Raw genomic sequence first — 19,853 nt, forward strand, 5'->3', positions numbered from 1 at the left:
CCGGAACAGTCAAATATGAGATTAAGCTTAGACTAGATGTAATTTTTTACCAATTCTTCTGCAATTTGCACACTGTTTAAAGCGGCGCCTTTTCTGACATTATCACCAACAACCCATAAGTCGATTCCCAGCGGGTGCGAGATATCTTCGCGAATACGCCCGACAAAAACACTATCATGTCCGGAGGATTCTGTTACCGCCGTCGGATAACCTCCGTCCCGATGTTCGTCGAGAACTGTCACCCCGGGCGCTTTTTCAAGAAGCGCGCGCACCGACTTACTATCTATTTTGTGACGCGTTTCAATATGCACAGCTTCGGAGTGACCGAAAAAAACAGGCACACGCACAGCGGTAGGATTAACTTGAATCGATTCGTCACCGATAATTTTCCGCGTCTCCCAAACCATTTTCATTTCTTCCTTGGTATATCCATTTTCCGTAAATACATCGATTTGCGGCAACACATTGAAAGCGATTTGCTTTGGATAAACGCTCGGTTTAATCGGTTTACCGTTCAATAAATGCGCGGTTTGCAGACTGAGTTCCTCGATCGCTTCTTTACCCGTCCCGGAAACCGCTTGATAAGTACAAACATTGATTCGACTGATACCGACCGCATCATAAATCGGTTTCAACGCAACTAACAGCTGAATCGTCGAACAATTCGGATTGGCAATGATGCCTCGATTTTTATAGTCGGCGATCTTCTCGGGATTAACTTCAGGCACGACTAATGGAATATCATCGTCGTAACGAAATTGCGAAGTATTGTCGATCACGATACAACCGGCCGCCGCGGCTTTAGGCGCGTATTCTGCAGAAACCGAAGCACCGGGTGAAAATAAGCCGATTTGTACTTTGGAAAAATCGAACTCGGCTAAATCCTGTACCTTCAGCGAACCGCCCTTGAACGGAATGCGTTTTCCAACCGAGCGGCTACTGGCCAACGCATAAACCTCACCAACCGGAAAATTTCGCTCTTCTAAGATCGAGATCATCGCTTCACCAACAGCACCGGTGGCACCGACCACGGCAACATTATATAATTTAGTCATATTTAATTACCTTTTCATTAAAACAGAAACCACAGCATCCTCTACCTTCGGGATGCTAATACTCATCGCATTAAAAAATTCGGCAACGCCCGTCCTGGCCCTTTATTCGAAAAAGGGGAAATCAACGCCATAGCTTTCGCTATTCAGAATGCAGACATAAATCATGCGATAGACTTAAGAACTTTTTCGGGCTTACAATTGCAGGTAAACAGCGCTTAATGTCGCTATTTTCATGATAAACGGGGACTATTCAACTCAACGCAGTGAGAGAATAAACGGATGACCATCGATTTCATACCTATTCGCAAAACGGACACTACCGTTTTACAACTTAGCGAATATCGCTGAAAACACCGGCATTAACACTAGTTCCTCCCGGTTTATGGATTTTGAATCGTTTCGTGACTATCGACAACCGAATAAATTTGGATATATACGGCCGAAACAACCCATCATTCTACACTACACACATCCTTTACTACTCTCTTTGCAAATCAAAACCAAAGGGTGCGGAGCATGCTTGGTGAGAGGATGTCGGCAGCCTTATATGGCATAAGAGCTACCGCCAAGCCCCCATGAATGAGTTCATCCAGCCACTAACACTCAAGCTGGAAATTGCTGAATCAAAATGCGGCGCCTCTCGCTCAAATTAACTCTTGACTGAATTTCCTTCGCGATTTTGTTTTCCCGTTTTCTTTCTTGAAATACGAGCCAATGCTAAATATTGGTTTCGGAGTAACCTCAACTCTTCGTCGCCGATTTCTTCCAAATCCAATAGCTCATTGTTTGCTCCTTCAACGGCGCGGATCAATTCGTCCAATTTTACTTGCAACGCATCGGTGTCGCGATTTTGGCTGTTCTGAATCAAGAACACCATTAAAAACGTTACGATAGTCGTCGCAGTATTAATGATTAGTTGCCATGTATCGCTAAAACCGAATAAAGGTCCGGTAATCACCCAGGTCAAAATTACCAATAATGCCGCATTGAATGCGATCGGTTTACCGGCCACTTGAGACCAGGTGCGTGCGAACCGGTCGAACCGAGCATTCCAAGCGGCGTTATTGTGAATTTGATCGGTAAGACGACCGGTGAGTTTCAAAAAAGTATCTCGAATACTTACTATTTCATTCATGACTTTAGCCTCTTTGTTTGCGCTGAGGGAACAGAGTATTTACCCCGTTCTTACCGAGAAACCGCTCTCCTTTGTTAAAGAGTGCGGGTTGAGTCAGGCGAGAAATCCAACTCCTAACTTAGCGAAATCCGATCTTACAAGAAAGGATGATGGAATTCAGGAGCGGGAAACCCATCCTTGGGACTTGACGGTAGATACAAAGCGCCATAAATGGCGAGAACCGGGCACCTAACCCCCATAACCCATTGGATATGGCTAGCTATATTGAATAATTTTAGGTGCCGGGTTCACGACGTCTCGCCTGTAAAGTAACCGCCCCCTATTTACCCCCGCACTTCCATTTTTGGGAGTGCTGAAAACTTCCTCATACTCTTTAGATGCGGGAGTGAAACCGATTTTGCAGGAATACTCTGCCTACCGCCGATACCCACGCCAACCTGAAAATTAGACGCTTTTCGCTCCGACTGGAGCCATTTAATTTAATACTATGCAAACAACCAAGGCGCTCGCTTCGCACGTTCCGTCTCGTATGCGTGAATTTGATCGGCATGCTGCAAGGTCAATGCGATATCGTCAAGCCCGTTCAACAACCTGAATTTCCGATTGGCATCGACTTCAAAGACAATTTCCCTGCCGGAAGGCGTAACGATCTTTTGCGAATCCAAGTCAACCGTCAGCCGATAACCTTCGGTCAATTCATTGAACAATTCATCGACGATGCCGGCATCGAGCACGATAGGCAAGATACCGTTCTTGAAACAATTGTTATAAAAGATATCGGCGAAACTCGGCGCGATGATCGCTCTGAAGCCGAAATCTTCGAGCGCCCAAGGCGCATGTTCGCGAGACGAACCGCAACCGAAATTCTCGCGGGTCAACAGTAGTTCGGCGCCCTTGTACTCCGGTTTATTCAGCACAAAATCTGGGTTAATCGGCCGATTTGTGCAATCCATGTCCGGCTCGCCATGATCCTTGTACCGCCATTCGTCGAACAGAAACGGTCCGAACCCTGCCCGGCGTATCGATTTTAGAAATTGTTTCGGAATAATCGCATCGGTATCAACATTGGCTCGATCCAACGGTGCGACCAACGCGTCTATTTTGGTAAATGCTCTCATGCTTGCGCTCCTTGATTTGCTTCGGTGCTGACATCGACGAAATGTCCGGCAATCGCGGCAGCCGCCGCCATTGCCGGACTGACCAGATGCGTGCGTCCGCCATATCCTTGCCGCCCTTCGAAATTACGGTTAGAAGTCGACGCACAGCGCTCTCCCGGCTCCAAACGGTCGGCGTTCATCGCTAAGCACATCGAGCACCCCGGATCTCGCCACTCGAATCCGGCTTCGATGAAAATTTTATCCAAGCCTTCGGACTCGGCTTGCTGCTTGATCAGACCCGACCCCGGGACGACCATGGCCAATTGGATGTTAGCAGCCAGCTTTTTACCTTTCGCGACTGCGGCAGCCGCCCTCAAGTCTTCGATTCTCGAGTTCGTGCAGGAACCGATGAATACTTTATCGAGTTTAATATCGGTAATCGCCACACCGGGTTTTAGATCCATGTATTGCAGGGCGCGCTTCATGCTTTCTCGCTTGGTTGCATCGATCTCTTGATCTGGATCGGGCACGCTGGCATCGACCGGCACCACCAATTCGGGCGAAGTCCCCCAGGTCACTTGCGGCTTGATGTCGGCGGCATTCAACTCGACAACTTTATCGAAGACTGCGTCCGGGTCGGAATGCAGCTGCTGCCACATACGCTCGGCCATGAACCAGTCGTTTCCTTTCGGTGAGAGCGGTCGTTCGCGGTAATAATCGATCGTGACATCATCGACCCCGATCAAACCAGCACGCGCTCCCGCTTCGATTGCCATGTTGCATACCGTCATGCGGCCTTCCATCGACAATGCGCGGATCGCGGATCCGGCAAACTCGATCGTATAACCGTTGCCGCCGGCGGTACCGATTTTGCCTATGATCGCCAACACGATATCTTTCGCAGTGATGCCGGGCCGCACTTCACCATCTACTTTAATCAGCATGTTTTTGGCTTTTTTCTGTACCAAACATTGTGTCGCCAAGACATGCTCGACTTCCGACGTGCCGATACCGAATGCCAACGCGCCGGACGCGCCGTGTGTCGAAGTATGCGAATCGCCGCAGACCACGGTCATGCCGGGCAATGTCGCGCCTTGCTCGGGCCCTACGACATGCACAATGCCTTGGCGAATATCGGACATATCGAACTCGGTGATACCGAATTCGGCACAATTTTTTTCGAGGGTTTCGACCTGCAGTCTTGAAACCGGATCGGCAATGCCTTTGTCGCGATCGGTGGTCGGCACGTTATGGTCGGCAACGGCCAAATTTCTCGCTTGTCGCCACGGCTTGCGTCCGGCAAGACGGAGCCCTTCGAACGCTTGAGGAGAAGTGACCTCATGGACTAAATGGCGGTCGATATAGATCAATGAAGAACCGTCATCCTCGGTATGGACAACGTGATCTTCCCATAATTTGTCGTATAAAGTTTTACCTGACATAGCTACTCATTGTATTTACCGCGTCAGCGGAAAGTAAAAGTTTGCGTTAAGCGTCGATATAGACGCTAGCGCGTTATCCTAAAACGGCAAAAATCTTTTGCGTAATCTCATCGACCGACCCGACACCGGCAATCGATGCAAAGTGGGTCTTGCCGCCCAATGCCGAATAGTAACCGACCAACGGCTTGGTTTGTTCATGATATACGCTCAGCCTTTTACGAACGGTGTCTTCCTGGTCGTCATCTCGCTGAATTAATGGTTCGCCGGTTACATCGTCGACACCGGCCGTTTTAGGCGGGTTGAATGCGACATGATAAGTCCTACCTGAGCCTGGATGCACACGTCTACCGCTCATTCGCTTAACGATTTCCTCGTCCTCGACCACAATCTCGATAACATGGTCAATCACGATATCCATAGCAGCTAAACCCTCGGCTTGCGCGATCGTGCGAGGAAAACCGTCCAGCAAGAAACCGTTTTGGCAATCCGGCTGCGCAATTCTCTCTTTAATCAATCCTAAAATAATATCGTCCGAAACCAAGCCTCCCGCATCCATGACTTTTTTAGCCTCGACGCCCAACGGCGTACCTTCGCGCACAGCGGCCCGCAACATATCTCCGGTCGAGATTTGCGGGATATCATATTTTTCGGTAATAAATTGGGCTTGCGTTCCTTTGCCGGAACCGGGACTACCCAAAAGAATAATGCGCATAATGAAACTCCAAGTTTATCTGGTTATTTGAATATATGTCGGATTCGCGCCTAAGTAAAAACACACTTTAGCTGTTAATTCGCTCTCGCAAAACACGACATTTTATATCAAAATAAACATTAACTCTTGTAAAAAACAGATATTTTCCCTATTCTTACTCGGTTTATCAATTATCTTTAGGAGTGCAACTGCATGCGTGTTGAAGATCTAATGACTTCGCAAGTATTCACAGTCGAACAACATGACATGATCGATCGTGTCTTTTTCTTGCTGCATTATGAAAAAGTTCGTCATTTACCCGTCATTGAAAAAGGCAAAGTCATCGGCATCGTATCGGATCGAGACTTATACAAAGCCTTAGGACCCAAAAGCAACTCCAACTCGGTTGAAACCGTCGAAGGAAAAACCGTTTTGCAGGTCGTTCCGCAAAAAGTTCAACACATCATGCGCCGAGGCGTATTGACCGTTAATCCCGATACCTACGCGTCAGAAGCCGCCAGCATCATGGCCGAAAATAAAGTCGGCGCCCTCCCTGTCGTCGACAAAAACAATAAACTCGTCGGCATCGTATCGGCCACCGATATTTTGCGCGTTTTTGCGAAAATCGAAAAAGCTAGCGAAGAACGGGAAAAAAGAATTGCGGCCGGTGTCAGCCATACCTAAGCAAACGGATCACTTCGAAACAATCCCCGATGTTGAAGTGACTGTCGCCCCGGAAGAATACGCAATAAGGGCATGGCTAGAAACCATTGTCATCGGTCTCGACTTATGCCCTTTCGCCGCTAAACCGTTTCGCCAAGACGGTGTTCGTTTCAGTATTTGCCGAAGCGCCGACACCGCAAGCGGCCTTGAGCGTTTGATCGAAGAATGCCGGCATTTAGATACCGACTTGAGCATAAACACAACACTGCTGATTTACCCCCATTCGCTGCACGAATTCAACGATTATCTCGATTTTCTCTCCCTGGCCGAAACACTATTGTCGGAGCAAGGCTACGACGGTATTTATCAACTGGCCAGCTTTCATCCCGACTACTGCTTTGCCGACAGCGATAGCGACGATCCGGCCAATTATACGAACCGCTCGCCCTACCCCATCCTGCATCTGCTTCGCGAAGACAGCATCGCCGAAGCCATCGAGCGCCACCCGGACCCGGAAAATATCCCTAGGCGCAATATCGCACTTGCCCGTAATCTCGGCGAATCACACCTGCACGCACTCATTGCCTCATGCCGTCAGGCAGGTGCTCCGAGAGAATAAACATGCGCAGCAGTATCCGGCACCATGTCGACCAATTGCTGATCGAACAAGGCCGATTTTCGCCGGTCGCATGGCTGCTCGCCACCGGCTATCTTAGTTATTCAAACTACATCGATTGGCGAGACGGCCTTATCGAAAACCTGGACAGTTGTTTTACGGCGCCGCGCGAACGTATCATCGAGCAACTCGCCATTGCTACGAATTATGCTCGAACGCTAGGCTTGAGTGAAACGCGCGACACCTATCTATCAACCGAGCAAAACGAACTCATCATCAGCCGCGACCCGCAAGAAGACATCAATTTCAAAACGGATTTCGCGCCGCCGCAAGACCGCATGCAGATGGATTTGTTTTTCGACAGCGCGCCGATTTATGCCGAAAATGAGTTAATCGACGCGATCATTACTCACAACAAACGCAAAATACCGGAACTGCTAGACACCTTATACGCCTTTGACCCCGAAAAGCACGAAGACTATGCACTCCTGATTGTGCAGAAAAAAAAATTCCGGGCGCCCGGCTTACCGTTACCCAATAAACTTGATACCTTAGATAATACACTGATGCCGTTAGCGGTAAAGTTATTACGATCCGAGGCCATACGTTTTCTGACGCCGCTTTGGCAAAGCTTGTCCGCCGAATTAACCGACTGCCCCTTCGATCCCGAACAACCCAAGCTGCATGTCAGCTATTCAGGCATGAAAGCGTTTCTATGGCATGACGTTACCAAAGCGATCGAACAAGAGCCTGATTACGTTAGGGAACCTGTTTTGCTATTTCGCTATGCCGAGGCCAGCTTCAAGCAGGACCGAGAACTGTCCGGTCTCGAGCATTGGTTTTTATTATTCCTATTGCATTCCGAATCAGCCGAACAACTGATAAAACAGACCGGACATCATTTGCTTTCCGACGACTGGCAACGATTTCAGAAGCTTGACCCCGAGCTGCCGACACAGTTTTTCCCGGCCTGGATACTATTGATCAAGCCGGCTCTGGCCAAACAAGACCTTATTTTAAACGGCGAAGCGGAAGGCTTTCTCGCATTCAACCTAGCCAAGCAATTAAGCGCCGAACCGCTTGAGTCGACATCGATCGCTTTAAGAGCGGACCTAAAAAAACTTAATCCGGATTTGTTCCGGCATTTTCTTGATTCCCGCTAAAAAGTGAGCACGCAAAAAACTTGGCGTAACCTTACAAAAACCAATAGATTTTAACGCCCGCTTCCTCTTGATACTCTAATAAACAATGAATAACAAAGACATCGACAACGTCAAAAACTTTCTTCTGGATTTACAAAATCGGATCTGCGCCGCGCTGGAAAGCCAGGAACCGAACGCAAGATTTATCGAAGACGACTGGCAAAGACCTGAAGGCGGAGGCGGCAAAACCCGAGTATTAAGCAACGGCCAAGTCATCGAACAAGGCGGCGTCAATTTTTCTCATGTCTTCGGCAATCAACTACCGGCGTCCGCGACAGCCGCGAGACCGGAGTTGACCAACCGCCAGTTTCAAGCGATGGGCGTCTCATTAGTTATTCATCCGCGCAATCCCTATGTTCCGACTTCACATGCCAATGTGCGTTTTTTTGTCGCTGAAAAACCCGGCGAAGAGCCGATTTGGTGGTTCGGCGGCGGATTCGATTTAACGCCCTTTTATCCGTTCTATGAAGACGTGCAGCATTGGCATCGAACCGCACGCCTAGCCTGCGAGCCTTTCGGCAAAGAAGTTTATCCTCGCTATAAAAAATGGTGCGACGAGTATTTTTATTTGAAGCACCGCGGCGAAACACGCGGTGCGGGCGGGCTGTTTTTCGACGACCTGAATGAATGGGGCTTCGAGCGATGCTTTGCATTCATGCAAAGCATCGGTAATCACTATATCGACGCCTATTTACCGATTATCGAAAAACGCAAAAACACGCCTTACGGCGAGCGCGAACGCGAGTTTCAACTCTATCGGCGCGGACGTTACGTCGAATTCAATCTGGTTTACGATCGCGGCACACTCTTCGGCTTACAATCGGGCGGACGCACCGAATCTATTTTAATGTCGATGCCGCCGGTTGCGAACTGGCGCTATAATTGGCACCCGGAACCAGGATCGCCCGAAGCCGAATTGTACGAGCGCTATTTAAAGCCGCAAGATTGGCTGGGCCAAAATCAATAACCTAGAAACAGCATTTCACAATGAAGATCACAAAGAACAAGGAGCTACTCCCTTTATACTCAAAAATTATAACTTTATGAAGATATCGGGTGTGGCTAGCGAGGATGTCGGCGGCAGGGATAGCCTCCGTCGAGCTTACAGGGACGTATTCACCCAGCACCTAAATTCCATAGCCCATTGGCTATGGTTAATTAACCTGGATAATTTAGGTGCTGGGTTCACGGCGTCCTGTCGGGCCAGCGACTACCCTCCACAGTACTCGCACTTTCATTTGCCGGAGCGATTACCAGGCCTTCATGAACGTTAGGTGCTGAATTCACGGCACCCGGTCTGCCGAGTGACCGCATCCCATCGTACGCCAAGCACTTTCATTCTGAGGGGCGGTGACAGCAACTTCGTGATCATTATTAATCGGAAAAGACAGATAAGGTTCGACTACATAACCCCGTTCGCATAATTGCCGCAAAACACCTTCTTGCCCGGCTAAATGCAACACGCCGACTAAAATCAACTCGCGCTCTGGTGTTCTTAGCATCGCCTCAATCTTAGGCACCCAAGCATTATTGCGACTCACCAGCAGATCTTGATATAGGCGAGGGTAATCGCTACGCATCGCCGCGATGCCTAACTCATCCAAAGTATCAAGATCGCCTGAACGCCATGCAGACTTGAGCTCCCCCAACAACGCGGGGAGCTCTTCAATTTCTCTTAACGTGGACAAAATGAGTTCGTTCTCCTGCCCCCGCCCCATCTGCTCCAGTACGGATATTTGCGTTTCTAACGATTCTAACGCTCCGACGGGCTTATTATCAGCCTGAGCTTTCGCGCTAAAAAAATGATCCACGCCGGCTTCGGCTAAACCTAAACGATGTAATTCAAACATCATCAGGCTAATCGCGACCAAAGGCGGCTTCAAGTTCTGTAAAGACTCAATCGGTATGCCCGCATGCAGGCAAAAACGCTGCAATTCGGCATAGGTCTCGGCGTTAAGCTCATCACGCAGTGTCGTACCGTCGACATACTGTAAACGTTGCATCATAGCTATTTGCGCTTCCTGCCCAGACAAGTCGGCTAAATCGACTTCCAACACTAATTTGTCGGCTTTTCGATAAACCCGATCAAACGCTTCGGGTAACGGATAATCCGAAGTACTCAGCAAATGAATAGTACCGCCGATAAACAATTCGTCATCATTTTTACCAACCCGCCATAGCGAGGTTTCAGAGTAAACCGGCCCCGCAATTAAAAGCGCGAACACTAAAAAATAGCAAACGACTTTGTCATGCGCAGCGGATTTTAGCGTCTTCATAATAATGAAAGATGGAACGTTTGTGTTGCTCGGACTCTAGCAACGCAACGCATTCGGTTCTCGTAAAAATATTGAGTAATTGCGGCTTAGTGATCTACACCGCCAACTCCATGAATATGGCCGTGAGCCAATTCATCTTCGGTCGCCGCTCTGACATCGGTGACTTCAACATCGAAATTCAAAGACTCTCCGGCGAGAGGATGATTACCGTCAATCGTCACTTCATCGCCTTCGACTTTAATAACGGTGACAATACCGGGACCGGAACTGACATCGGCATGAAACTGCATACCGACTTCCACGTTATCAACACCTTCAAACATCTTGCGCGGAATAACCTGTACCATCTCTTGAAAATATTCGCCATATCCGTCTTCGGGAGCGATAGCAACTTGGAATTTGTCTCCGACCGATTTACCCTGTAAAGCTTTTTCTAAACCGGGAATGATATTGCCGCTGCCGTGAAGATAAACCAACGCATCACTGCCTATCGAGCTATCGAGTTGCTCGCCAGCCGAGTTAGTTAATGTGTAATGGATCGAAACCGCCATATTGTCAGCAACTTGCATAAATAAACCTTTAATTGATTAATGAAGGGCTGTTTATGATATAAAATTGACGCACGTTTGTGTGAAAATCTTTAAAATTAATTTCATTACTATACTAATCATGAGCCGTTGGAGACCCCCTCAACCTAAATCATCTCCCTACATCACCCGTCATGGCTATCAAGCCTTGGAACAAGAGCTCAGACAGATATGGGAAAAACGAAAAGATGTAACTGAAGCGCTTGCCGCCGCAGCCGCAGAGGGTGATCGATCGGAAAATGCCGAATATATCTATCGAAAAAAAGAACTGCGCGGTCTCGATAGACGTATTCATTACTTGCAAAAACGCTTGCCGATTCTGAAAGTGGTCGATCAAACACCGAACGATGAAGATCGCATCTATTTCGGTGCTTGGGTAACACTGGAAAACGCCGAAGGAAAGGAAGTCAAATACCGAATCGTAGGTGCAGACGAGCTCGATCCGGCTAAACAGCATATCAGCTTGGATTCGCCACTCGCCAAGGCTTTATTGAAAAAGACTTTTGACGACGTGGTCGTCATTCACATTGCCGATCAAATCTTGCAGTATACGGTGCTGGATATTTCCTATGAAGCTTGATTCGGAGAATTATTGAATCACGCCTCGCGTATCGATCAAAATTTTCTCTTTGAGGTCGGCTGCCTTCAACGATTTAAACGGCTTATGATCGACCAACAGCAGCACGATATCGGACCGCTTGATGACTTCTTGATAAGGTAACAGTGTAAAGTCCTTGTGTTCTGTTAAGTTGGGTTCTGCGACCAGTACCTCGCCAATGTCTTGCTTTCGTATTTTCTTAACGATATCCAAGGCCGGCGACTCCCGCAAATCGTCGACATCGGCTTTAAAGGCCAATCCCAAACAACCGATAACGGGATTTTTGAATTTATCGGCACTGACTTTGACTTTATCGATGACCCAATGCGGTTTGGCATCGTTTACTTCACGAGCGGCTCTAATGAGTCTGGCTTGATCCGGCGACCTCGCCACAATAAACCAAGGATCCACGGCAATACAATGCCCGCCGACACCAGGACCCGGTTGCAATATATTCACTCGCGGATGACGATTCGCCAATTTGATCAATTCCCAAACGTTGATATTTTCTTGATCGCAAATCAGCGACAGTTCGTTAGCGAAAGCGATATTGACATCCCTGAATGAATTTTCGCTCAGCTTGCTGAGCTCAGCGGTTTTGGCATCTGTTGCCAAAATCTCTCCGCGCACAAAGGCTCGATAAAATTCGACAACTTTTTCGGTCGAAATTTCGTTAATACCGCCAACGATGCGGTCATTTTCCACTAACTCCGTCAATATCCTTCCCGGCAACACGCGCTCCGGACAATGCGCGACATAAACGTCCCTTCCGACGTCATGACCTTCTTCGCTTAAGATTTTTGCGACGATATCGTCGGTAGTGCCAACCGGGCTGGTCGATTCCAAAATAACAATGTTCCCCGGTTTTACGAAAGGAGCGATAACTCGCGTAGCGGCTTCAACATAGGATAGGTCTGGTATATGGTCGTCTTTGAAAGGCGTCGGTACCGCCAGAATAAAAACATCGGCTTCTTGCGGCTGCAAGCCGGCTTTCAGGTTTCCCGATTGCACGGCCGATTTGACCAAAATATCGAGATCGGGTTCGACGATATGAATCTTGCCTTGGTTAATGGTATTGACGACACGCTCGGAAGTATCGACCCCAAAGACCTCAAAGCCCTTGGTTCCTAATAACGATGCGGTAGGCAATCCGATGTAACCCAGCCCAATGACGCAAACTTTTGTTGCCGATGGTTGCATAGTTCTTCCTTATAGATCCTTTAACAATAGATGCTGATTTTCCCCCACCTTTAAAGAGTGAGAAGTCATTTTTTGGATATTTAACGCCCTCAAAGCGCGCTTAATTCGTCTTCATCGTCATCTTCATTTACAAAGACACCAATGTCCACTCCCTTTTCTTTATAGATCAATTCTCTAATTTTTTGGGTTTCTTTATTTTCATGTTCCGGAACCGGATAAATTCCGCCCTTGATTTTGTCCTTAATGACATCGAGCATCAATGCCAAGTCGATCGACTCCGCTTCTTCGGCAAAACCGTAGACGAGTGCAAAATCACACAGCGTATTGATTAGCCTAGGCACACCTTGACTGTAATAAAAGACAACAGCAATCGCATACTTATCGAACAGATTCGCACTACCGCCCGCTATCCGCAAACGATGACGAATATAATCGACGGATTCTTTATACTTGAGAGGGTTAAGCCGATAATCCACAGAAACGCGTTGCGCAAGCTGCCTAAGTTCCGGCTTACGCAAAACCTCCAATAACTCGGGCTGACCTATCAAAATAAGCTGTAACAATAAATATTTGTCTGCATTGATATTAGAGAGTAATCTCAACTCTTCCAAGGTTTGGACATCGAGATTTTGAGCTTCGTCGATAATCAGTACCGTGCGCCGATTTTCACTGTATTCCTTAATTAAAAAATCGACGAAAGCCTGATACCGGGACGCTTTATCGTTTCCCGCAGCTTCGATTTCGAATGCATTGAGCACCCACTGCAATAAGTCGCCGAATGCGCTATGAGCATTGGAAATAAGGCCGACTGTTAGAGTTTGATCCACTTCCTGAAGTATCCGCCTTACTAACGTCGTTTTTCCGGAACCTACTTCGCCGTTAATGACGGTAATGCCTGCCTGACTATGCAATCCGTATTCGAGCATATTCAACGCCGTTTGATGTTGTTTGCTCAGATATAAAAACTCGGGATCGGGCGTCAGTGTAAAGGGCTTTTCGTTAAAACCGTAATGTTGTGTATACATGCCGCTTAATAATAAGAGGGGGACCAAATTTCATCTGACTTGTTAAGCACCGAGCCGAGATATTTAGTTTCATCGATTAACTGTAAGCTGCGTTCAATCTCCTCCGTCGTGTTAATCCCTTCGGCCACAACCAATAAACAAGCATCGGCATTCGGAAAAAACACCATTGCATCGTCCGACTGCAGTAACGGAGGTAAATCGACGATAATCATGCGATCGGGATAGCGGTTTTTCAACTCATCCGCTAAATTCAGCATTTTCGGAGTAGACAGCAATTCGGATGAACGATGAATCGAATGACCGGCCGGTAATAAAACTAATTTTTCGATTCCCGGATGAATAAACAATTCGTTCAGCGGAACATCTTCTGAAAAATAATCGACAAGTCCCTTATCCGGCGAAATTCCGAAATACTCATGGATACAAGGCCTTCTAAAATCCAGATCCACCAACAGCACCGAATGATTCGCCTCCATCGCCAAGCTAATGGCTAAATTTACCGCAGTTAATGACTTGCCGGCCCCCGCCGTAGGACTGGAAACGGCAAGCACATTCCAACGATTGGCATTCATTCGTTGCAAGACTTTGGCCCTTAGAATCTTGAAAAGATCGGCGGCCGTGCTGTCTTTTAGATGAGCCACAATACGTTTTTCTTTTAGCGCTTCATCCGACACATTGATCGTTTGAGTTTGCGTATATTTAATTTCCTGAACCGGCGCTTTTTTAGCGTAGCCCGGTTTATTGATACGTGTCCTACCGCCGACATTCACATGATCCTTTCGTTGGTGCCGGGCTTTTTCGAGCGCTTTATGTATGCGTTCCATATTAATTCCTATGTTAATGCTTTTACTATCTGCTTTTACCCTTATGTTTGCCAAATTTCGTTACCGGTATTTTTTGCAGATGCCGCGCAGCTAAATTAGCTAAGTTTTGTCTCGCTAGACTATCCATGATGGAATTTAGGGGCGAGATCAAAACACCATGAGTCGATGCCGAAATTTGAAGCGTGAAAGGTTAGTTACATGCCTAATTTTCTCATCGCAACATACCACAATACATCCAAAGGTTTCACGACAAAGTGCAAAAACAGCACGAGTCCGATTAAAACGGCAAGCGAGGAGATCAAGACCTTTTGCTTTAGTCGCTGTGCATTTATTATATCTTCGGAGTTATTTATATAGGGCAAAACGACTAGAGGAGGTGCTCCGGTGACTGTAGTGAGTTGGTGCGATCCGAAAATCGCTTTGTTAAAGCTTTCTTTGACAATCACAAAACCCGTCGCACCGCCCATGGACAAAATAAAGCCGAGAAAAACGATCGCTTTCCTATTGGGTTTGAATGGCTCCTCGGGGAACATCGGTGGCTCGATCAACGAGAAACGCTCGCCTTTCCTGTCTTTTTCCATAGCCTGCGCCATGTCCGCCTCCATTTGCTTAGCTTTGACTTCGCGGTATTTCGCCGTGGCGTTTTCATAGTCCCGCATCAAGGTATGATATTCCCGCTCGACTTGAGGCGCTTGTGTCAAACGCAGCTCCAAATCATTTAACTTAGCGTTCAATCTTGATTTAGATTTGCCCATTGCACGCAACTCTGCTTCCGCCGCCTCCAATTGTGCTTGCAACTGAATATAGGCTGGATTGTCCGGCTTCGCTGTCGAAACAGGTTTAATTTTAGCCGTTTGGGTTGCCATTTGTTCTAAACTGGCGATTTCCTGTTTTAATTTTTTGACATCGGGATGAGAATCGGAATAACGATCGGTCATCGTAGCCAGCTCGGCTCTTTTATTATCCAACTGCAAAATGAGCTCGCTGTTATCGGTTGCACCGCCGACTTCCTGACGTAAGGCTTCAATCTCCTTCTGTATTTTGACGACATCGGGATGATTGCTGCCGTAGCTTGCGCTCAGAGTCACGTATTCCGCTTCCTTGGTTTTTAGGCGATCTTCCGCACCGTAGATTCTTTCGCCGGTTGCCGAGTACAGGCTGGTATTTGGATTGATCTGCGCCAACTGCGCTTGCAGATATAATTTTCGTTCCTTCGCGGCATTGATTTGCCTATCGACATCAACCAATTGCTGTTCGGTTCTATCCATTAGCGTCATGTTCAACTGCTGTAATTCAGGTAGACTGGACGCATGACTTTCCTTGAATACCGCCAACCGTTTTTCCAAATCGGCGATTTGTTCCCGTAATTTGTCGCCTTCCAAGGCTAAAAAATTGGTGGTTTCGGCCGCAGCTTCGCTTCGTCTTTTTAAGTTTTCATTCAGATAAAGGCTAACTAATTCATTGGCGACCGCTTGCGCGGTTTTCGGAGATTCGCTATCAAAAGACAAGGTAAAAGCAATCGTTGCCTGCGTCGGTCTACCGCTAACCGGATCGACCACATCGGCGCTGACCATTTCCAGTTGGATGTCTTCACGCATTTCTTCGAGAATGGTACTGAGCGTTTCAGTTTTTTGCTCTTCGGTGTACAAGTTGAATTTATCGATAATCCGTTTCAGATTAGCCGTGGTCATAACGCGTTGACTGATCACCTGAATGCGTTGATCGGCATAACTGGTGACTGTCGTACGGACCAAATCTGCCGGAATTTCTTGTTGCTCGATCAAAATGGTCGCCGTCGCTCTATACACGGAAGGAAGATTGATGGTCACCAATATCGTTAATGCAAACAATCCGCCGGCAATAAGCAGCATTTTCCCTTTATGCCGCTTCAACATCGCCAGATAATCTTGTAGGCTTTTCGTATTCTCTTCTTCCATACGTTTTCGTCTCTAGTCGTTTGTTGGGTTTAAATTAGAAATTTAGGCATTGCATTATTGCTTAACTTTGCCAAATGCGTCGGCCATTGAACGCTAAATCAGCGCCTAATAACGTGAAGTCGTGAACGGATCCCAGTTATAATTCAATTGTAAATACACGGAATTCGATTCACGGGCTTGAATATCTCTCGAGAATTCTTGCCAGCGATAGCGATAACCGCCGGCTAAAGTCATCTGTCTATCGATTCGCCAACTCAATTTTGGTTCCACACTGATAAAATCGCGATCGAATCGGGTATTTTGTTCATCACCGCCGGCCGTGCTTTGTTGCGTCGCCGACGCATTGAGCGCAAATTTCAAATGTTCGGTAATTTTATGATCTCCGGTCAGTGTAATCCCAGTAAATTGCATCAACTGGCCTTGCGAAGTCGGTCTGACGTCCTGGAAAAAACTGGCGCCGATCGAGCTTCTTTCGAATTGTTTGTTGGTGCCGACCGATATTAAATAGCCGAGGCCGCTATCCTTTTGCAATGTCGGAGGAAAAAAAACTCTTGGAGACAAATCTGGATTATCGAAATTAAAGAGACTGGATTGAAAGCTTTCGGATTCCGTCCAGCGTCCGCCGATCATGAAGTTACTCGTCCAAGTTTCGGAATGTGCATAGTTAAATCCGGTTTGAATACTATACATATCGCTCAATGATTCTGTTTCTACTTCAAACGCCCCAGCTTCATTTAAAAAAAGTCGGAGAGTATCATCTATAACTTCAAAAAAAGGATCATCTATTTGACTTCTAGTTACACTCTTGTTATTGGGTGTTTCAAACCTCAAATAACTCGCCAATGCAAACCACTGTAAGCGCTCGGTCCATTGATTGGTGTAATTCAATGAAACCATATCGGTGTTATAACTTTGGAGAAAATTGGTATTATTTTGTTCGTAGTCGATTTCTTCGTGACTGTAATCGAGTATTAAACTCTCTGTTTCCGACATCCGATACGTCCAATTCGGTTGAACAGACCAAGTAGTTCTCTCCACCAAAAATTGAGTCAATCCGGTCTCTTCAAACTGGGTGCCAATATTGTTGTCGATAAAATAACGGCCGTTCAATGTAAATTGATTACGTTCGGTTACGTTAAAACTACTCTCAAGTTTAAAATGATAGTTTTCATTATCGATATTGGTCGGCGCATCGTAGCGATTGATGATGGCTTGACCTGTGACACCGACATCGGCTGTTTCGGTCCGCATGCCGAATTTCGAACCGGCGGAAAAGGTTCCGCCGAAAACCTCAAATTTGCCTTGCTCGCTCCTGCGCATCAATAAATTGTCGTCGTAAAAACCGCGCAAGCTGGCCGACGGCTTAGCATACCATTCCCGTGCATCGCACATCGTAGAGTACATCGAAGCAATCAACAAAACCGCAGACAATAGGGCTCTATCAATGTACGTAGGAATACTCAATACATCATCCTTGATTGCTTTAGTGCCTGGATATTCGATAAGCATGGTTTTCCGTTAAGGTACAACTACGACGTCGCCGGCTTGCAAAATGATGTTTTGTTCCAAATCGTCGCCGTCTTCGACATCGCCGTAGTGGAATCTGATGGCGCGTTGATTACCGTCCGGGTCGCGTCTTAAAATTTGTATACTATTTACCGAAGCAAATGGCGTCATGCCCCCCGCTTTGCTGAGTGCTTGCATGACATCGACCGGACTGTTGATGATGAATTCACCGGGTTGATTCACTTTTCCAACGACGTATATCTTATAACCGAGTAATTGTTTGGCGGCCACAATTACGACCGGTTCGGAAATATAAGCATCTAAACGGGCTTCCAATTCTTGCTCGATCTGTTCGATGCTTTTACCTTGCGCAACAATGTCTCCCGCTAACGGAAAAGAAATTCCGCCGTCGGGACGAACTAATACCTCCCGCATTAAACCTTCTTCTTTCCAAACCATTATCTCCAACACATCACCCGGCTGTATTAAATAAGCCTCCCGCTCTTGAGCAATCGCACCGAAGGATACGGCCATTAGCAGACAACAACCGTAAAACCATCGGGCCGTTATTTTTAGTATTTGCATAAAACACCTCTAACTCTTTAGTCCATTTAAAATTTTATAATACGGGAAATATCGTTGAATAATAGTGAATAAATCTCTTAACTTCCAACCAAGTAACCGCCCAAAGTATTGGTAACTTACGAAATAAACCTCAATCGCGCAGTCAGAAAGCCCAATTTTTCTGATTAAATAAACTCAACCAAACGCCAATCTCATTCCGATTCGGCAAGGGATAGCGGATATTCACTAACAAGGCCCCCGCCTATTCTCTTTACTTTTCAAGCGGCCAACAGACGAACTTCTGGCAGTAGGCTAATTATTGATAGCTGAAAAGGACGATTAAGATGCATGAAGTATAGACTTTAACGCTATAAATATGACCTTCCATGACAAGTAGTTGCTTGAACTGCGGATAAATGATTGGAAATCAGAAAAGTTTTCGCACTCAACTTTATTACAACAAAAACAGAACGGCTGTCATGGTGCTTTATCTTAAAAAGAGCATTTGAGTGCATCAAACTACTGTTCGCTCTGAGCCCTTTGACTGCTCTCAGGAGAGCCTTCTCGAAGGGTGATGGGTAGTTTGAGGTTTTTCCGAGCTGGTGAACGTGTTGTAGATCCTTCATGCTTCGACTCGGTTTAGCACGAACAGTTTACAACACATGCCAGCTGCTCTTTTTAGGTTTATAGAAACGATAACTTTACCCTGCTTTAACATTCGCCGGGAATAAGATATTGAAAATTAGAAAAATATTCCGGCATTACCCTATCGACACAGTCTTATTTATATTAGCCAAGTAAAATTTTAATTTAATACCTTAAGCCACAGGCACTACATTTGTTACGGCTGGGTTAAAAGAGGTCTTTGTCATCATCACAAAAATAAAAACATTCAAGAACATTTTCTTTATTAATTACAACTTTAACCCGACATAATTAAATGAAACTTATGTTACATCTTAATGACACCGCACCTCTTTAACTTTAGATTTTGTTTGTTGAATCCGCGAAAGAACAGACATACCTTAGCGCAATTTAATTAAAGAGCTGTATAGCAGTCCTTCTGTGATTTAACTTTATAACAATGATCTAACTTTAGCAAATTTATGACTTTTTATAAGCAAATATAATTGATTTTTACTATATCAACATTAAAGTATTAATCCTAGAAAGAGCAGTTGGCATGTGTTGTTGTAGACCGTTCGTGCTAAACCGAATCGAAGCATGAAGGATCTACAACACATTCACCGGCTTGGTGATGTGTCTCAAATGAACTTTTTAGGTTAATCTCCGCTGGGCCCTTGATGCTGAATTTTATGCGATGTCTATGAGGTCTTCAGGTACAGATAAACATTCATCTATTTCTGCACGAAATAACGTCCACTCACCACTTCCGGTTCTGGAAGCATTTAACAATTCATCACGGATTGTAGGG

The 19,853-nt window shown here is 46.4% G+C and carries 18 protein-coding genes; 5 read left to right on the forward strand and 13 right to left on the reverse strand.

All coding sequences use genetic code 11. The features are described from left to right. Nucleotides 1-32: 32 nt before the first annotated feature. The 5 genes from ACRJJO_RS04490 to adk form a co-directional block, all read right to left on the reverse strand. Nucleotides 33-1,055: an aspartate-semialdehyde dehydrogenase gene (locus tag ACRJJO_RS04490; RefSeq protein ID WP_431064710.1), complete on the reverse strand. Its 1,023-nt coding sequence runs from the start codon at nt 1,053-1,055 to the stop codon at nt 33-35. Between the two features lie 649 nt (nt 1,056-1,704). Beyond that, complete coding sequence (locus ACRJJO_RS04495) at nt 1,705-2,190, reverse strand: low affinity iron permease family protein (protein WP_431064711.1); 486 nt, start codon at nt 2,188-2,190, stop codon at nt 1,705-1,707. 485 nt (nt 2,191-2,675) lie between these two features. Then, a complete protein-coding gene (gene leuD / locus ACRJJO_RS04500) occupies nt 2,676-3,308 on the reverse strand; it encodes a 3-isopropylmalate dehydratase small subunit (protein WP_404359734.1) in 633 nt (210 codons plus the stop codon). Next, on the reverse strand, nt 3,305-4,729 hold the full coding sequence (gene leuC, locus ACRJJO_RS04505; protein WP_431064712.1) for a 3-isopropylmalate dehydratase large subunit: 1,425 nt from the start codon (nt 4,727-4,729) through the stop codon (nt 3,305-3,307). Before leuC ends, leuD begins: the two co-directional genes overlap by 4 nt. Nucleotides 4,730-4,802: 73 nt before the next feature. Then, nucleotides 4,803-5,441, reverse strand: a complete 639-nt coding sequence (adk, locus tag ACRJJO_RS04510) for an adenylate kinase (protein ID WP_017842084.1) — start codon at nt 5,439-5,441, stop codon at nt 4,803-4,805. 192 nt (nt 5,442-5,633) lie between these two features. Here adk and ACRJJO_RS04515 point away from each other — a divergent pair, with 192 nt between their 5' ends. The 4 genes from ACRJJO_RS04515 (at nt 5,634) to hemF (ending at nt 8,868) form a co-directional block, all read left to right on the forward strand. Beyond that, nucleotides 5,634-6,104, forward strand: a complete 471-nt coding sequence (locus tag ACRJJO_RS04515) for a CBS domain-containing protein (protein WP_431064713.1) — start codon at nt 5,634-5,636, stop codon at nt 6,102-6,104. Beyond that, nucleotides 6,088-6,702, forward strand: coding sequence for a DUF1415 domain-containing protein (locus ACRJJO_RS04520; protein WP_431064714.1), 615 nt, complete (start codon nt 6,088-6,090; stop codon nt 6,700-6,702). Before ACRJJO_RS04515 ends, ACRJJO_RS04520 begins: the two co-directional genes overlap by 17 nt. A gap of 2 nt (nt 6,703-6,704) precedes the next feature. Beyond that, nucleotides 6,705-7,862 (forward strand): hypothetical protein, encoded by a 1,158-nt coding sequence (locus ACRJJO_RS04525; RefSeq protein WP_431064715.1) that lies wholly within the window; start codon nt 6,705-6,707, stop codon nt 7,860-7,862. 85 nt (nt 7,863-7,947) lie between these two features. After that, a complete protein-coding gene (hemF, locus tag ACRJJO_RS04530; protein ID WP_431064716.1) occupies nt 7,948-8,868 on the forward strand; it encodes an oxygen-dependent coproporphyrinogen oxidase in 921 nt (306 codons plus the stop codon). Between the two features lie 316 nt (nt 8,869-9,184). Here hemF and ACRJJO_RS04535 read toward each other — a convergent pair whose 3' ends face one another. Continuing rightward, nucleotides 9,185-10,177 (reverse strand): TraB/GumN family protein, encoded by a 993-nt coding sequence (locus ACRJJO_RS04535; RefSeq protein WP_431064717.1) that lies wholly within the window; start codon nt 10,175-10,177, stop codon nt 9,185-9,187. An 86-nt stretch (nt 10,178-10,263) separates the two neighbouring features. Further along, on the reverse strand, nt 10,264-10,746 hold the full coding sequence (locus ACRJJO_RS04540; RefSeq protein ID WP_431064718.1) for an FKBP-type peptidyl-prolyl cis-trans isomerase: 483 nt from the start codon (nt 10,744-10,746) through the stop codon (nt 10,264-10,266). Nucleotides 10,747-10,846: 100 nt separating this feature from the next. Between ACRJJO_RS04540 and greB the strand changes: the two genes are divergently transcribed. Then, a complete protein-coding gene (greB, locus tag ACRJJO_RS04545) occupies nt 10,847-11,344 on the forward strand; it encodes a transcription elongation factor GreB (protein WP_431064719.1) in 498 nt (165 codons plus the stop codon). Nucleotides 11,345-11,353: 9 nt separating this feature from the next. Here greB and wecC read toward each other — a convergent pair whose 3' ends face one another. The 6 genes from wecC to ACRJJO_RS04575 form a co-directional block, all read right to left on the reverse strand. Next, nucleotides 11,354-12,562, reverse strand: coding sequence for a UDP-N-acetyl-D-mannosamine dehydrogenase (wecC, locus tag ACRJJO_RS04550; protein ID WP_404359724.1), 1,209 nt, complete (start codon nt 12,560-12,562; stop codon nt 11,354-11,356). Nucleotides 12,563-12,651: 89 nt separating this feature from the next. Continuing rightward, nucleotides 12,652-13,587 (reverse strand): ExeA family protein, encoded by a 936-nt coding sequence (locus tag ACRJJO_RS04555; RefSeq protein WP_431064720.1) that lies wholly within the window; start codon nt 13,585-13,587, stop codon nt 12,652-12,654. Nucleotides 13,588-13,592: 5 nt separating this feature from the next. Next, complete coding sequence (locus ACRJJO_RS04560; RefSeq protein ID WP_431064721.1) at nt 13,593-14,411, reverse strand: AAA family ATPase; 819 nt, start codon at nt 14,409-14,411, stop codon at nt 13,593-13,595. Nucleotides 14,412-14,605: 194 nt separating this feature from the next. Next, nucleotides 14,606-16,348 (reverse strand): GumC family protein, encoded by a 1,743-nt coding sequence (locus tag ACRJJO_RS04565; protein ID WP_431064722.1) that lies wholly within the window; start codon nt 16,346-16,348, stop codon nt 14,606-14,608. 105 nt (nt 16,349-16,453) lie between these two features. Further along, on the reverse strand, nt 16,454-17,857 hold the full coding sequence (locus tag ACRJJO_RS04570) for a hypothetical protein (protein ID WP_431064723.1): 1,404 nt from the start codon (nt 17,855-17,857) through the stop codon (nt 16,454-16,456). A gap of 9 nt (nt 17,858-17,866) precedes the next feature. Further along, nucleotides 17,867-18,439, reverse strand: a complete 573-nt coding sequence (locus tag ACRJJO_RS04575) for a polysaccharide biosynthesis/export family protein (protein WP_404359714.1) — start codon at nt 18,437-18,439, stop codon at nt 17,867-17,869. Nucleotides 18,440-19,853 lie beyond the last annotated feature (1,414 nt).

Origin of the sequence: Methylotuvimicrobium sp. (assembly GCF_050611805.1) — a bacterium.
Taxonomy (GTDB): domain Bacteria; phylum Pseudomonadota; class Gammaproteobacteria; order Methylococcales; family Methylomonadaceae; genus Methylotuvimicrobium.